The 14,271-nt window shown below is 54.5% G+C and carries 15 protein-coding genes; 3 read left to right on the top strand and 12 right to left on the bottom strand.

All coding sequences use genetic code 11. The annotated features are described in order from the left end of the window. Nucleotides 1–3 precede the first annotated feature (3 nt). Entirely contained in the window at nucleotides 4–699 is a 696-nt protein-coding gene (locus ACK4HN_RS04870; RefSeq protein WP_409868888.1) for a Crp/Fnr family transcriptional regulator, read from the top strand. Here ACK4HN_RS04870 and ACK4HN_RS04865 read toward each other — a convergent pair. The 10 genes from ACK4HN_RS04865 to ACK4HN_RS04820 all read right to left on the bottom strand — a co-directional run bounded on the left by ACK4HN_RS04865 (nucleotide 688) and on the right by ACK4HN_RS04820 (nucleotide 11,289). Continuing rightward, a complete protein-coding gene (locus ACK4HN_RS04865; RefSeq protein WP_409868887.1) occupies nucleotides 688–1,188 on the bottom strand; it encodes a hypothetical protein in 501 nt (166 codons plus the stop codon). The genes ACK4HN_RS04870 and ACK4HN_RS04865 overlap by 12 nt on opposite strands. A 2-nt stretch (nucleotides 1,189–1,190) precedes the next feature. Continuing rightward, on the bottom strand, nucleotides 1,191–1,781 hold the full coding sequence (locus ACK4HN_RS04860; protein ID WP_409868886.1) for a D-glycero-alpha-D-manno-heptose-1,7-bisphosphate 7-phosphatase: 591 nt from the start codon (nucleotides 1,779–1,781) through the stop codon (nucleotides 1,191–1,193). Beyond that, complete coding sequence (locus tag ACK4HN_RS04855; protein ID WP_409868885.1) at nucleotides 1,774–2,736, bottom strand: glycosyltransferase family 9 protein; 963 nt, start codon at nucleotides 2,734–2,736, stop codon at nucleotides 1,774–1,776. The genes ACK4HN_RS04860 and ACK4HN_RS04855 overlap by 8 nt, the downstream gene beginning before the upstream one ends. Nucleotides 2,737–2,749: 13 nt before the next feature. Beyond that, nucleotides 2,750–3,166 carry a hypothetical protein gene (locus tag ACK4HN_RS04850; RefSeq protein ID WP_409868884.1) on the bottom strand — a complete coding sequence of 139 codons (417 nt, stop codon included), beginning with the start codon at nucleotides 3,164–3,166 and terminating at the stop codon, nucleotides 2,750–2,752. After that, entirely contained in the window at nucleotides 3,163–4,413 is a 1,251-nt protein-coding gene (locus ACK4HN_RS04845) for a competence/damage-inducible protein A (protein WP_409868918.1), read from the bottom strand. Before ACK4HN_RS04845 ends, ACK4HN_RS04850 begins: the two co-directional genes overlap by 4 nt. A 4-nt stretch (nucleotides 4,414–4,417) precedes the next feature. Next, on the bottom strand, nucleotides 4,418–5,464 hold the full coding sequence (locus ACK4HN_RS04840) for a glycosyltransferase family 4 protein (RefSeq protein ID WP_409868883.1): 1,047 nt from the start codon (nucleotides 5,462–5,464) through the stop codon (nucleotides 4,418–4,420). Nucleotides 5,465–5,492: 28 nt separating this feature from the next. Next, entirely contained in the window at nucleotides 5,493–6,770 is a 1,278-nt protein-coding gene (glyA, locus tag ACK4HN_RS04835) for a serine hydroxymethyltransferase (protein ID WP_409868882.1), read from the bottom strand. Between the two features lie 66 nt (nucleotides 6,771–6,836). Further along, nucleotides 6,837–7,982, bottom strand: coding sequence for a CO2 hydration protein (locus tag ACK4HN_RS04830; protein ID WP_409868881.1), 1,146 nt, complete (start codon nucleotides 7,980–7,982; stop codon nucleotides 6,837–6,839). Beyond that, on the bottom strand, nucleotides 7,979–9,475 hold the full coding sequence (locus ACK4HN_RS04825; protein ID WP_409877298.1) for an NADH-quinone oxidoreductase subunit M: 1,497 nt from the start codon (nucleotides 9,473–9,475) through the stop codon (nucleotides 7,979–7,981). Before ACK4HN_RS04825 ends, ACK4HN_RS04830 begins: the two co-directional genes overlap by 4 nt. Further along, complete coding sequence (locus tag ACK4HN_RS04820) at nucleotides 9,460–11,289, bottom strand: NAD(P)H-quinone oxidoreductase subunit F (protein ID WP_409868879.1); 1,830 nt, start codon at nucleotides 11,287–11,289, stop codon at nucleotides 9,460–9,462. Before ACK4HN_RS04820 ends, ACK4HN_RS04825 begins: the two co-directional genes overlap by 16 nt. A 98-nt stretch (nucleotides 11,290–11,387) precedes the next feature. Between ACK4HN_RS04820 and ggt the strand changes: the two genes are divergently transcribed. After that, a complete protein-coding gene (ggt, locus tag ACK4HN_RS04815; RefSeq protein WP_409877297.1) occupies nucleotides 11,388–13,115 on the top strand; it encodes a gamma-glutamyltransferase in 1,728 nt (575 codons plus the stop codon). A 9-nt stretch (nucleotides 13,116–13,124) separates the two neighbouring features. Beyond that, entirely contained in the window at nucleotides 13,125–13,709 is a 585-nt protein-coding gene (locus tag ACK4HN_RS04810) for an L-threonylcarbamoyladenylate synthase (RefSeq protein ID WP_409868877.1), read from the top strand. Here ACK4HN_RS04810 and ACK4HN_RS04805 read toward each other — a convergent pair. Together ACK4HN_RS04805 and ACK4HN_RS04800 are read right to left on the bottom strand one after the other, a co-directional pair. Then, nucleotides 13,706–13,975: a hypothetical protein gene (locus ACK4HN_RS04805; RefSeq protein WP_409868876.1), complete on the bottom strand. Its 270-nt coding sequence runs from the start codon at nucleotides 13,973–13,975 to the stop codon at nucleotides 13,706–13,708. The two genes, ACK4HN_RS04810 and ACK4HN_RS04805, sit on opposite strands and share 4 nt — an antisense overlap. Next, nucleotides 13,941–14,267 carry a DUF29 domain-containing protein gene (locus ACK4HN_RS04800; RefSeq protein WP_409868875.1) on the bottom strand — a complete coding sequence of 109 codons (327 nt, stop codon included), beginning with the start codon at nucleotides 14,265–14,267 and terminating at the stop codon, nucleotides 13,941–13,943. The genes ACK4HN_RS04805 and ACK4HN_RS04800 overlap by 35 nt, the downstream gene beginning before the upstream one ends. Nucleotides 14,268–14,271: the final 4 nt, after the last annotated feature.

Below are 14,271 nucleotides of genomic sequence, written 5' to 3'. Positions count from 1 at the left end.
TTTATGCAAGAACGGCGTAATTCTCCTAGACCTGAATTATCCTTACAAAATACGCCCTTTTTTCGCGACTTACCGCAGGCAGTGGTGGAAAAGGCCCTCGCCCATGTGGTCACCCGTCAACATCCCGCCAACCGCGTGATTTTGCTGGAGAATGATTGGGGCACATCGGTTTACTTTATCCTCAGTGGCTGGGTCAAAATTCGCACCTACAACATTGATGGCAAGGAAGTCACCCTGAATATCCTCGGACCCGGGGAACTTTTTGGCGAAATGGCTCCCCTAGAGGAAGTGCCCCGCTCAACGGATGTCATTACCCTAACGCCGACGGTCGTGGCCAATATGCCTGCAACGGATTTTGTCAATCTCATCAATACTGAACCCCAAGCGGGAATCCGCCTTGCTAAGCTAATGGCACGACGGCTACGGCAACTGAACCGGCGGCTGCGGCTACGGGAATCCGATAGTACGTCACGGGTGGCGGATGTTCTTCTGTTTTTGGCAGATGGTCAAGGGCGACAGGGAGCCGATGGCTTGGAAATTCCCAATTTACCTCACCGTGAGTTAAGCAGTCTGAGTGGCATGGCGCGGGAAACAGTGACACGGGTGCTAGGGAAACTGGAGCGCAAGGGCATTATTCGCCGTAACCAAGAGAGGCTGTGCATTACGGATCTACGCGCCTTAGAAAGTTTATTGCTTTAGCACCAGAAACAATGATGCTCCGTCTGAGGAAGAAGGTAAGTAGTGCCCAATACTCCAGCCAATAAGCACCCCTAAAATCGCCATTTGAATCAGCACTACCATAATTTGCCAGTTCCGGTAGCCCGCAGCTTTCATTTCAATGCGCACGAGAATTTCGGTGCCAATGAGAATAGCAATCACACTAAAGATATGAAAGGCAATAATGGCAAGGGTAACAGCAGTACTGAGCACTAGCACTGTAAAGAGACTGGGGGTGCCTACGCGCATGACTAGGTTACTAAAGATGCCCTTAGGGTTGCTCTGGCGCGATCGCAACAGGCTGGAGGTACCTCCAACAATAAATACTGTCAGAATGGCCGCCAAAAAAGAGGCATAGGCTGACCACATCCAAGGATAGGCAGATAAGTACCAGCCCACGAGGACGTAGCCCAATACCACAAGTGAGAGTAAGGCTAAGGGAAACTTGGTATGGTCTGGCGATGAAGTCATCGCTAGCGGGGCGCAAGGTGAGTACAAATCCACTCTACGGCAGCGGCTAAATCGGCTGCAATGTAGTCGGGCTGACTGGCATGCTGGTAGCTCCCCTCAAGAACGCGATCGCCAAAGCCTGTTTGTACCAAAATGCCATAGCAGCCGGCATTCCGTGCCAGATCAATATCGGTGGCTTTGTCCCCCACCATGACACTGCGGCTGAGATCTAAATCATGATCCCAAGCGGCTGCTACAAGCATGCCGGTATTGGGTTTGCGCCATGTCGTCCAGCCTGCATAGTCGGCAACCACACCCCCTTCAGGACGGCTGAGATCAGGACAGAAATACACTGCATCCAACACGGCACCGGCACCTGCGGCAAGTAACTCTTGGAGTCTGTGGTGCAGAGCATGAACATGCTCGATGCTGTAATAATCCCGCGCGGGACCCGATTGATTGGAGGCTAAGCAGCAAAACCACCCCGCATCATTGAGTCGCCGCACCGCTTGAGCCGCACCGGGGATGAGCTGCAAATCCTCAAGGCGGTGAATATAGCCTACCTCTTGGTTCAGCACGCCATCGCGATCAAGAAAGACAGCCGGCCTAGCCATGGCGAGCCGCCTCAATCACTGCCGAGACGGGAATATCGGCCATGTTGCCTGTGGCGGACTTGACAGCGCGAAAACGGGGATCGGCGGGCAGGAGTTTAGCGGGATCCGTAGGGCCAAAAAGCGCCACAAGGGGAGTCCCCACCGCCACGCCAATGTGCATTGGACCACTATCGGTACAGAGAATTTGTTGTGCCTGTTGCATTAGAGCCGCCAGTTTGCGTAAGTCCGGGGGACGGCTAATCTTTATCTCTGGTAGCGCCTGCGTTAGCGCACTCACCCATGCTTGATCTTCAGGGCCACAGACGACGATAAAGGGCAGATGTGGCTCCTGCTGTTGCAAGGTCTGGATCACCTCAACCCAAGCAGCGGGGGGGTAAATTTTGTTAATTCCCTTGGTGAGTGCCATCTGGCTCGAGCCACCGTGCAAGAGGCGATACCTGCCAGTCATTCCTAGGCGTTGCTGCTCTGCCGTTGCCCACTCTTGATCTTCCGCAGTAATGAGAGCTTTGGGCAAAGGACAGGGGGTGGTGATGCCAAAGGCTTTGAGCAGATCGTGGTAGGTGGCGGCACTGTACTGATCAAGGTTGACGGGTACAGCATCAGTGAGAAATCCCAAGGGATTGAGTTTGGCAAAGCCGACTCGCTTGGAAATCCCTGTCAGCCACAGCAAAAAGCGCACTGCTTTACTCCGTCCCAAGGAGAGAATGGCATCGTACTCTCCCTCCCGCAGGGTGCCAATGAGGTTGGCCCAATCCGCTAGGGCGTTGCGGTCTTTGAAGTTAAAGGGAATAACTTGGTGGACACTGCCACTGAGCTGGTAGGCGGCAACAGCACGGGGTTCAACCACCACATCTAGCTGCGTCTCTGGAAAATGGGCTTTGAGATCATCAAGGGTGGGAAAAAAGAGAATTTGATCACCAATGCCGCCGGGCACCAGCGCCACGATACGTTTCATAGGGGTTGAGAACTTATGCAAACTCGCCCTTAATTTTACCCGCAAGGCGATCGCGCCACGCTAAGGCGAGGGGAAGCTCCGTAAAGGAAATGCGATAGCACTCTCCTGTAGTAGTTTGCAGCACTAGATGAATCGTTCCCTTGAAGCGATCGCGCTCTGTCTCAAGCCGCTGGCCACCCCCCTCGACCCAGACGCGCTGCAGGGTCGATAACTCACAGGTTTGTAAATTAACAATGCCCTGTCGCGTCGGTCGCCCCCACGTCAGGCGATCGCCCTGCTGACCGAGGACAGCGGCAATATCATACTTACTGGCCTCAAACTGCTGTGCCCACTGGCGATAGTGTTCCAGCTTGCGGTACTCGACCCAGCCCAACCATGCTAGGACAATAAAAACCGCCAATAGGGGTAACCAAAGCAAACCGTGACTCATGGATTCACCAATAACTGCCGCCGTAAGACATCGAGGGCATTCATCACACTCAGATGCCGCACCCAATCCCGTCCCCGTTGACCGCTGAGGCGAAATTCACGGGTAATCACCTCGCCGTTGGGCAGTGCCACACCAATATAGACCAGTCCCACTGGTTTCGTGAGCGTCGCTCCCCCTGGACCAGCGATGCCTGTAATACTCACGCCCCAATCACTGGCCAAACGAGTCTTGACCCCCAATGCCATTTGAGCCGCCACCACGGCACTCACAGCCCCCTCTTGCTCAAGATCCTGAGGATTCACCCCCAGTAAATTCACCTTCACTTCGTTGGCATAGGCAATGACGCCCCCCCTGAAGTAGAGGGAACTCCCTGGAAGTCGCGTCAGCATTTCGCCAAGGCCACCGCCGGTACAGGACTCTGCCACGGCCACTGTTTGGTGTCGTTCTTGGAGGAGGCGAGCCACCGCACTGGCGAGGGTATCCTCATCGGCACCATAGCAATCTAGGCCAACAATTTGGCGAATCTCTGCTTCGACGGGCTGAATTAACTGCTGAGCTTCCGCTTCATCCTTAGCGCGTACGGTAATGCGGAGGCGGGTTTCGCCATTGCCAGCATAGGGGGCTACAGTGGGATGCTCACGGGCAATTTGGGCAGCCACTTTTTCGGCAAGCACGGATTCCGGAATGCCCCAGAAACGCAGCACACGGCTGTAAATGACCTCTTTGCCCCAGCCTTGGGAGCGCAAAAAGGGTACCGCCGTTTCTTGCCACATTTGTTTCATTTCCGCAGGGACACCGGGAAAGGTCAAGATAGTCAGACCGGTGCGTGGCTGCCAGATCATGCCGGGGGCAGTCCCCAAGGGATTGGGGAGAATCTGCGCCCCCACGGGCAGAAGGGCTTGCTTGCGATTACTGGGGCTAAAGCCGCCGCGATGGGCATACTTGCGCTCTAGGTCAGCGATGATTTCTGGGCGTTCCTCAAGGGGCACTTGAAAGAAATCGGCGAGGGTTTCGGTGGTGAGATCATCGGGCGTAGGGCCAAGACCTCCCGTGAAAATTAATAGGTGGGCGCGATCGCAGGCAATGGCCACGACTTTCTTAATCCGCGTGGGATTGTCACCCACCACCGTTTGATAGTAGTGGGGAATGCCCAAGCTTGCCAGTTGCTGTGCCAAAAACTGGGCATTACTGTTGAGAATCTCCCCCAGCAGCAATTCCGTGCCCACGCAAATAATTTCTGCACTCATTACTTCAGTCATTTTCGCTGCTGCGTACCCGTTGCCAGACATACCACGAGGCAAAGCCCATCAAAAGAGAGGCTGCCACGGCATACCCCCATCCTCCTGGTAAACCCGCTAAACCCAAAGCAAGACTGCCCACCCACAGTGTCAAGCAATAGATAAACAGCACCGTCACCCGCTGCGAAAGCCCCGCTTTGAGAAGGCGATGGTGTAAGTGTCGCTTATCGGGCGCAAAGGGAGACTGCCCTTTCAGAAGGCGGTGAAAAACGACCGTTGACGTATCCAAAATGGGTACCGCCAAAATTAAGAGAGGCAGCAGAATGGCCACCGCCGTATAGGCCTTGACGAGTCCAATCACCCCCAAACCGGCGAGGGTGAACCCCATGAAGTAGGCGCCTCCATCTCCCATGAAAATTTGGGCGGGATTGAAGTTGTAGCGCAGGAACCCCAGTGCCCCTCCCGCCAAGGCGGCGGCTAAGAGTCCTGCTTCTGGCTCTCCCATCAGCATACAGACAAAAAACATCGCGGAGGCGGCAATACCGGACACTCCCGCTGCCAGACCATCCACACCATCAATAAAGTTAATGGCATTGGCAATCCCCACCAGCCACACGGTGGTCAAGGGCAAACTGAGCCAGCCGAGGTCAACAATGCCCATAAAGGGCACGGTAATAATGCGAATTTTCACCCCCACCGCCCAGACAATCGCCGCCACGAGAAATTGCAGGACAAGGCGTAGGAGTGCTGGTAAAGTCAGCAGATCATCCGCTAGGCCAATGAGAAAAAAAGCCACCCCCCCAAGGGTGACTCCCCAAATTTCATACTCCGCCGGCTGGGGCAGGACACCGAAACCGCCAGCATTCCAGACAATCAGCAGTGCCACCAGATTACCGAGAAAGATAGAGATGCCACCGAGGCGCACCATCGGACGAGTGTGAATCTTGCGTTCATTGGGGCGATCCACAAACCCCGCCTTGTGTCCAAGGTCATTGACAAGGGGGGTGACCAAGAGGACAACGGCAATGGCAGCAAGAAAGGCAATCAGGTGGTACAGCATCTGCTCAGGGTATTGGCAGGATTCCCCCTCAGGCTAGCACTGGTTGCGGCAATTGCAGGTGGGGATAGAGAGGAAATTTGGTGCAGAGGGCAGCTACCCGCTCGCGACAGCGGTGCTTGATGGTTTCATCCGCAGGAGCATGCAGGCGATCGCTAATAATTTCGGCGATTTCTGTAAACTCCGTTTCCGTAAAGCCACGGGTAGTCAAGGCCGGCGTCCCCAAGCGCAGACCACTGGTGACAAAGGGAGAAGCGGGGTCAAAGGGAATCGTATTTTTATTGGTGGTGATGTTGATTTCCCCCATCAGGCGATCGGCCTCTTTGCCCGTTAGATTTACCGATCGCAGATCAATCAGCATCAAGTGGTTATCGGTGCCCCCAGAAACAAGGCGCAGTTGTCGCGCTTGTAGCCCCGCAGCGAGGGCTTGGGCATTGCGGATCACTTGGCCAGAATAGGCTTTGAACTCGGGCTTGAGGGCTTCACCAAAGGCCACCGCCTTGGCGGCAATGACGTGCTCCAAGGGTCCCCCTTGGGTACCGGGAAAGACCGCTTTATCGAATTTTTTGCCCAACTCTTCATCCCGGGTAAGAATCAGGCCACCGCGGGGACCGCGCAAGGTTTTGTGGGTTGTGGTGGTGACTACATCGCAAAGGGGCACAGGATTGGGATGGTGACCCGTGGCAACCAAACCGGCAATGTGGGCAATATCAGCCATGAGGTAGGCACCCACTTCATCGGCAATTTGGCGAAATTCGGCAAAGGGAATGACGCGAGGATAAGCGGAGTAGCCGCAGATGATCAGCTTGGGACGGTGCTGCCGTGCCAAATCCCGCACCTGATCCATATCGAGGCGCTCGGTTTCAGGATGAACCCCGTAATGCACCACGTTAAACCATTTACCCGAAACATTGACGGGGGAACCGTGAGTCAGGTGTCCGCCATGGGATAAATCCATCCCCATAATCGTGTCGCCGGGATTCAGCAGTGCCAAAAAGACGGCAAAATTGGCTTGTGCACCGGAGTGGGGTTGCACATTGGCGTGGGCGGCACCAAAAAGTTTCTTGGCGCGATCGATGGCCAACTGCTCGACTTCATCTATAAATTCACAGCCACCGTAGTAGCGCTTGCCGGGCAACCCCTCAGCATATTTATTGGTGAGAACTGTGCCTTGAGCAGCCATGACCGCAGGAGAAGTAAAGTTTTCGCTGGCAATCAGTTCAAGGTGTTGCTGCTGCCGTTGGACTTCGCGTTGCACCATTTCAGCAACCAACGGATCCGTTTGCGCAAGCCAATCAATATGGGTCATTTTATTGTCAATGGAGGGAGATGAACTGCTTTACTATCTTATCGCGGATCGCTGCCTGAACCTTGGTTAATTGCTCAGTTGGACGTTCCAGAGGCGGGAGGTTGCGAGGCGATCCAGCCACGTTTCGTAGAAGGTGCGATTGGCGGCTTGCTCTTGGGGATCAGTGGTGGTCCAAGGATAGGGGGCAAGGGCAGTGATTGCCGCCGTGGTGACGCAAAACATTGATTTTTGGAAGGTTTGGCAGATTTTGACCCGCAGATCGTCTTCGCCGCGGCCTTGGCAGCGATAGAACTCTAGGAGATAGGGAGGAAGATAGTGGCGCATATCCTGCATGAGGAGGGTGGGGGGAATGCCAGCAGCACCTGTGGGAATGGGATCGGCAAAGAGCGCACCATAGGTAAATTCGGCTGGGTCGCGGGAAATTTGCTGGGCTTGGGCATTGAAGGAAACGAGACCAAAGAAGGGGGTGCCCCGTAGAAAGACCGCCTCGACATAGGGAATAGCAGTATCTGGTAGAAAGGTCAGCCCAGCACTAGCGGGGAGAATCTCGTAGGTTTGGCCGCGAATTTTAACACTGTAAGTAATGGGGCGATCGCTCGCAGCAATCAGACCGGCGCGAATGTGATCCACGACATCGGGGATGCTGCGAATTTCACCTGCATCGTAGCGATCGCTCAGCGTCAAAAAAATGGGATACATCACCGTCCAAAACTGACCCAAGCCACTGTAGTAGCAGAGCATCCGCACCGTTTCCAGCAAAAACTCTGGAAAAAGCTGGTTCACTAGTTGCATCAGGGGGTTGCCCCGCAGCTTAGCAGTGATCGCCTTGCTCGCCAATTGCCGAAATTCTGCCGAATCCAAGAAGGCATCCAGACCACCGCCCCCGTGCCACATCATGGCGCGCATACAGTATTCGGCGTATTCGTAGTTAATGCGGTCGTGCCACCAGTGGCGCAGCAGCTTGGGAATGGTAATCTCGCCATTAAAGTATTTGAAAAAGGGGAAGAGAACCAGAAATTGCCGCTCACTAATGTCGCAGAGATTTTCGGCATAGGCCTTGAGCACGACCCCATAGCTTTTGAGGATGCCCACCACTTCCATCACATGGGTGGGCGTATCCGGTAACAGGGCTTGACCGTGGAGCAAGCGCTCTAGGATGGCGGTACGCAGTTCTTGATGCAGAGAGGTGGGAGCAGTGGTAGTCAGGGTCATGGTGCAGGCAGCGTAGCAACAGCAGTGGTGAGAAGGCTAACAGTGGTTTTACTCCAATGGATTAGCCAGTTGGGAACAATCCCTAAGATCAAGATTAGCGTGGCTAATAGGAGGCTCGGCAGGCGATCGCCCCAAGCAACCGGTGGTAAATCACTCAATTCAGGGGGCAGACGACCAAAAAAGACGCGGTTTACTAGTAAGAGAAAATACACCGAGGTTAAGCCTGTACCTACCATACACAGGAGAGTTTGGACAGGATAGGTGAGAAAACTGCTACGAAAGACTAAAAACTCTGCCACAAACCCCACCATGCCGGGAATACCGCCACTGGCCATGACGCCGACAATCATCAGACTACCAATCAGAGGCAATCCCCGCTCAGGGTTGAGCAATCCCCGCAGCACCTCAATGTTGCGGCTACCGGTTTTTTCATAGACAACCCCCACTAACAAAAAGAGGAGGGCGGAAATTAACCCGTGGCTCATCATTTGGGCAATGGCTGCCAGAATGCTTAAGGGGGTGGCAGTGGCAGTGGCTAAGAGCACAAACCCCATGTGCCCAATGGAACTGTAGGCCACCATTTTTTTCATATCGGTTTGGGCGATCGCCATCAGGGCACCGTAGAGAACACTCACCACTGCCCAAGTGGCCAACACTGGTGCCAAGACCTGCCATGCCTGCGGGAATAACTGCACGCCAAAGCGCACTAGCCCATAGGTACCCAATTTCAGGAGTACCCCCGCTAGCAGAACTGAAATGGGAGTGGAGGCTTCGACGTGGGCATCGGGTAGCCAGGTATGGAAGGGCACAAGGGGAATCTTGATGCCAAACCCCACCAAAATCAGACCCAACAGAACAAGCTGTGAACTCAGGGGCAAGAGGGTGGATAACTGAGGGTCAAAGTCAAAGGAGGGGGCATGGGCAAGCCACACTAGTCCCAAGAAGCCAGCAAGGAGCAGCACCCCGGAAATCGCCGTGTAAATTAAAAACTTGGTGGCCGCATAACTGCGCCGTGTCCCACCCCAAATCGCAATCAAAAGATACAGGGGAATCAACTCCAACTCATAAAAGAGGAAAAAGAGCAGCAAATTGTCAGCCAAAAAGGCGCCACTGACGCCCGCATTCAACAGCAGTACCAGCGGGTAATACAACCGAGGACGGGGCAGATTGCCAGAACTGGCCAACAGGGTAATCAGCGTCAGGAAGTTATTTAAGACCAATAGCGGCAGCGACAGGCCATCCACACTCAGGCGATAGCTCAAGCCCAATGGCTCTAGCCAAGGAATCACCTCTATGAGTTGTGGGGCTGCATTGCCGGGATCAAACAAACGGGCGATCGCGAGACTAACGACAAGGGCGATCGCTGCCATGATAGCCGCTAAGCTACGGTAGGTGCGACCTGCGGTTTCAGTGGGTAACAGGGTTAGGGCAAGCGCACCCAGCAAAGGCACCCAGAGGAGAAAACTCAACAGCGGCATTACAGGAGTAGCCATGCGATCGCCCCTCCGAGAATCGCGACACCAACAAATACCAGCAGTAAGTAGGCTTGGGATTGACCGCTGGCACTGTACTTCAGTAACTCACCCCCCACAAGGGACGCCACACCTGTTGTATTCACAATTCGATCCACAATGTGGCGATCCACCCAAGCGCTCAACTGCGAGAGCGATCGCACCGCCCAAACCACCGTATAACGGTAGAGTTCTTCAATATAGAAATCATAGGCTAGCAGATCCTGCACAAAGCGCAGGGGCACCTTGATGGAGCGCGTCCAACTACGCTTGAGCGTCACAAACCCACCCAGAAGAATCCCGACAAAGCCCGACACCACAAGGAGCGCCACAATCGTCCAATCGATAGTCTCTGGTAACAACTGCACTCGCTGCAAGATAAAGGGCACCAGCAAATTCAAGATACTCAAGGTGACCATCGGCACCGCTAGAGGCCAAGGCACTTCAGGGGCACGGCGGGTTTTCGGCTGAGCAGGCCCTAGGAAGACCAAGCGAAAGACACGGGTGAGATTCACAGCCGTCAGCAGATTCACAACCAAAATCACACCTACCAACCCCGGCAGTGCTGGCCAGTAGTAGTCAATGCCGCGATAAAACGACCAAAAGGCACCCAAGGGCAGACAGCCAATCAGGGATAGACCGCCGATGACAAAGGCTGAACTGGTGGCTGGCATTCGTCCGCCTAAGCCCCCCAATTCCGTCAAATCTTGACAGTTGGTGGTCATAATCACACTGCCAACACTCATAAAGAGCAATGCCTTGGCGATCGCGTGCGTGAGCAATACAAACAGGGCAAAATCCGTCCAGTTCGTGCCGACACCAATGAAGACCAATCCCAGATACGCGCTCGTCGAGTGGGATAGTGCTCGCTTAATGTCAATTTGGGCAATGGAGACAAGAGATTCACTGATGGCGGTCACTGCCCCAATCAGGATCAGCGCAATGTTTGCCCCCGGACAGGCCACAAGAATTGGCTGTAGCTTAATGAGAATATAGGCTCCCGCAGCTACCACGACTGAGTTGCGCATGATTGAGGCAGGGTTGGGGCCTTCCATCGCTTCATCAAGCCAGAGGTGTAAAGGTACTTGGGCGCATTTACCGGTGGGGCCAGCAATTAAAGCTAAGCCCAGTAAAAAGCCCCAACCATCCGCTAAGTTGACCTGTTCTGCCCATTCATAGAGATCAGGAAAATCGTAGCTGCCCGCAAGGCTTCCCACAGCAACAACCCCCATTAGCAGGAGAATATCCCCTACCCGTTTCGTGAGAAAGGCATCCCGTGCGGCTTTGACCACGAGGGGCTGAGCATACCAAAAGCCAACGAGCAAATAGGTGGAGAGCGTCAGCATCTCCAGTAGTCCATAGCTGAGCAGAAGCGAGTTACTAATGGCAATGCCACTGAGGGCTGCTTCAAAAAAGCCCATGAGAGCAAAGAACCGCGCCATGCCCCAGTCCTTTTCGAGGTAACCAAGGGCAAAAATCTGGGCAAGGATACTCAGACCCGTCACCAATTCCATTGCTGTTGTGGTGACACTATTCGCAAGAATTGAAAAAGATAAATCTAGCCCAGGAGCTTGTAGCCAATGCCAAACAATCGTTGCAGTGGCGCCACTGCGAGTTTGTTGCAATAGGAAAAAGCCGTGAATAAAAGCCGCAATCGTCATCAAGAGGTTGAAATAGGCTGCGGGTCGAGGCCCGGTGCGCCGCACAAGACCGGTGGCCCACGGCAATGTCAGGGCTGCACCCACTAAGCCATAACAGGGCACCCACCAACTGGTTTCTAACAGTGAATTTGGCATGGCAAAAATGAACCTTGGCGGTTGATAGACTTTGCGATAATGCTCTTCTCGTGTATTTTACAGGCTGGCGCTCCGCAGCAGTTTTGAGCAAATCAATCATGGGACAAGGGTTTAGTCTAGGGAAGCTTGAGCAGCGGGGGCGATCGCCCTTCCTCGCTATCGTCCTAGCGGTTATATTCTTGCCCACCCCACCCGCCCCAGCTCAAACCATTAGCCAGCGGGGAATGGTCACAGCAGCTCAACCCGCAGCAGCAAAAGTAGGAAGAGACATCCTCAAAGCAGGGGGCAATGCTGTGGATGCCGCCGTGGCAACGGCATTTATGATCTCAGTGGTTGAACCCTATGCCGCTGGAATTGGTGGTGGTGGCTTTGCCCTTGTCTATCACGCCCCATCCCAAGCCATGCATGCCCTTGATTTTCGGGAGCGGGCACCCCTACAAGCGACACCAACGATGTATCTGAACAAAAAGGGGAAGGTGATGCCCCGCGCCAGTTTGGATGGGGTCTTGGCCGCAGGTACCCCCGGCACCGTTGCTGGCTTAGCCGCTTTGCACCAGCGCTATGGTCAGCTGCCTTGGTCTCAGGTGGTGGCACCTGCCATTCAGGCGGCTCAGCAGGGATTTGTGGTTACTCCGCGTTATCAGCAGTGGGCAACAATGCGCCAAGCCGTTCTGCAGCAGGATACCACCGCCGCGCGCATTTTCCTCAAAGATAGCCAAGTTCCCCCCTTGGGCACGATAATTCAACAGCCAGAGTTGGCAAAAACCTTGGGGGCGATCGCCCGTGATCCGCGAAGCTTTTATCAGGGTTGGATTAGCAGTGCGATCGCAGACTTTATGGCGCAGCAAGGGGGCAAAATCACCCCAGAGGATTTACGAACCTATACCCCCGTCTGGCGAGAGCCAATTTGTGGCACCTACCGTGGGTTTCAGGTCTGTTCAATGCCACCCCCCTCTTCTGGTGGTGTTGCCCTTGTACAAATGCTCAACCTCTGGCAGCTGCTTCCTCCCACTCGTACGCCAGTGGATCGCGGTCACTACTTAGCCAGCGTGATGCAAATTGCCTATGCCGATCGCGCCCGTTACCTCGGTGATAGTGACTTTGTACCTGTGCCTATAGCTGCCCTCACCCATCCTCGCTATGCCCAACAGCGGGTGGTTGAAATTCTTCCTCGTCGTGCCCGTCCCCAAGCGGCTGTGAGTGCCGCCACCCCGATCCAACTGGCAGAGTCGGACAACACCAGTCACCTGAATGTGGTGGATGCTCAAGGGAATGCCGTCAGTCTCACGTTTACCATCAATGGCCCCTTTGGAGCCGGGGTGGTTGTACCACAAACGGGGATTCTCCTGAACAATGAGATGGATGATTTTGCCATTGCCCCCAATCAACCCAACCTTTTTGGGGTCGTCGGTATTCAATCGGACAACGCTCCCCTTGCTAATGGTATTGAACCCGGCAAGCGTCCTCTCTCGAGCATGAGTCCGACAATTGTTCTAAAGGATAACCGCCTCAATATGGTCTTAGGCTCCCCCGGCGGCAGTCGCATTATTACCACTGTGCTGCAACTGTTTTTGAATGTCGTTGATTTAGGGCAGGATGCCGCCACCGCCGTTGCTCGTCCTCGGATTCATCAGCAGTGGGTACCGGATACCCTCTTTGTCGAGCCAACCATTCCTAGGGCTTGGATTCAAGCGTGGCAGCAGTGGGGCTATCGGGTTGAGCAAACCCGTCCTTGGGGCAATGCCAGCTTAATTCGCGTTTTGGATCAGGGACAATTGGAAGGGGCAGCGGATCCGCGGGGCGAAGGGGCTGCCATGGGTTGGTAGAGGAAAAATATGGCACAGGTGAGTATGGCCGCCTTGGTGGCCGCAGTGCGCACAGGCAATTGGTTGATCAGTTTTCCCACGGATACTGTACCGGCCTTGGCCAGTCGTTGCGATCGCGGGGAATTGATCTACACCGCCAAGGAGCGTCAACGCGATAAATCCTTGATCCTCATGGGCGCCAATCCTGAGCAACTTTGGCCGTTTGTGCGTGGCAGTGCCGCCGAATGGGAGCAGTGGTCTGTCATGGCAGCGCGTTATTGGCCGGGGGCAGTGACCTTGGTGTTACCCGCTGCTGAACTTCCCCCCGGCTTGAACCCCCTCGGCACCGGCACCATTGGCTTACGGGTTCCCGACTGGCCGCCTGCTCAAGCCCTCCTCGAGCAAACAGGACCGTTGGCCACTACCAGTATTAATCGTTCGGGACAGCCGCCGCTCGTTGAATTGGGGGCGATCGCCCAAGCGTTTCCCCAAGTGTTGACGCTCCACCCTTGGCAGTTACCCCCTAGCCCGCCACAACCCTCAACCGTGGTGCAATGGCAAGGGGGGGAATGGCAGGTCCTGCGCCAAGGGCGAGTGGAGATTAAAACACCCTAATACTGCGAATCAATTTCCCCAGAAGCAACCCGTTCGAGGAGTTCTTGGAGAATTTTTTCCTCTTCTTCGGAAATTTGGCCATCGGAAAGCACTGCGTCAATAATTTGGCCATGCTCTTCGAGGGTAAGAATTTTATCTTCTAGGGCTTTTTCCACTAAAGCTTTAATTTGGGCTGTATCCATACCGCGACTCCACGTCGTCACTGCCAGTATAGCCTCACCCTTGGTAAAGCTAAAGGTTTCTCCCATTGCTGAGAAATTTGGCATCAAGCACGTCCTCTAATTTATAAGGGCAGGCTTCAGGGAAATGCGAGTAGTTCAAGGGGATGTCACGACCCCCTGAATCTTTGCCAGATTCATAGGCCTCAGCGATCGCCTGTGGTAGGTAGGGTTGCAGGCTGGGGTTTTGATGGATCAGCTTCTCCACAGCTCGCCGTTGTTTGCGAATGGTTGCTCGCCAGCTTTTACTACGTTTTTGCGGCTGATAGTCCCACTTCAGGAGATGTCCAATGAGAATCCCGAGGCAATGCTCTAGTTCCCGACGCTCCTGCTGTCCCAAGGCT

Source organism: Thermosynechococcus sp. (assembly GCF_046299655.1).
In the GTDB taxonomy this organism is placed as follows: Bacteria; Cyanobacteriota; Cyanobacteriia; order Thermosynechococcales; family Thermosynechococcaceae; genus Thermosynechococcus.
The sequence above is the reverse complement of the archived record's forward strand: the minus strand, read 5'-3'. Positions and strand labels throughout refer to the sequence as shown.

Coding starts and splice junctions, on each gene's coding strand:
- ACK4HN_RS04870 (WP_409868888.1), top strand. CDS start 4: ATGCAAGAACGGCGTAATTCTCCTAGACCTGAATTATCCTTACAAAAT.
- ACK4HN_RS04865 (WP_409868887.1), bottom strand. CDS start 1,188: ATGACTTCATCGCCAGACCATACCAAGTTTCCCTTAGCCTTACTCTCA.
- ACK4HN_RS04860 (WP_409868886.1), bottom strand. CDS start 1,781: ATGGCTAGGCCGGCTGTCTTTCTTGATCGCGATGGCGTGCTGAACCAA.
- ACK4HN_RS04855 (WP_409868885.1), bottom strand. CDS start 2,736: ATGAAACGTATCGTGGCGCTGGTGCCCGGCGGCATTGGTGATCAAATT.
- ACK4HN_RS04850 (WP_409868884.1), bottom strand. CDS start 3,166: ATGAGTCACGGTTTGCTTTGGTTACCCCTATTGGCGGTTTTTATTGTC.
- ACK4HN_RS04845 (WP_409868918.1), bottom strand. CDS start 4,413: ATGAGTGCAGAAATTATTTGCGTGGGCACGGAATTGCTGCTGGGGGAG.
- ACK4HN_RS04840 (WP_409868883.1), bottom strand. CDS start 5,464: ATGCTGTACCACCTGATTGCCTTTCTTGCTGCCATTGCCGTTGTCCTC.
- glyA (WP_409868882.1), bottom strand. CDS start 6,770: ATGACCCATATTGATTGGCTTGCGCAAACGGATCCGTTGGTTGCTGAA.
- ACK4HN_RS04830 (WP_409868881.1), bottom strand. CDS start 7,982: ATGACCCTGACTACCACTGCTCCCACCTCTCTGCATCAAGAACTGCGT.
- ACK4HN_RS04825 (WP_409877298.1), bottom strand. CDS start 9,475: ATGGCTACTCCTGTAATGCCGCTGTTGAGTTTTCTCCTCTGGGTGCCT.
- ACK4HN_RS04820 (WP_409868879.1), bottom strand. CDS start 11,289: ATGCCAAATTCACTGTTAGAAACCAGTTGGTGGGTGCCCTGTTATGGC.
- ggt (WP_409877297.1), top strand. CDS start 11,388: ATGGGACAAGGGTTTAGTCTAGGGAAGCTTGAGCAGCGGGGGCGATCG.
- ACK4HN_RS04810 (WP_409868877.1), top strand. CDS start 13,125: ATGGCACAGGTGAGTATGGCCGCCTTGGTGGCCGCAGTGCGCACAGGC.
- ACK4HN_RS04805 (WP_409868876.1), bottom strand. CDS start 13,975: ATGCCAAATTTCTCAGCAATGGGAGAAACCTTTAGCTTTACCAAGGGT.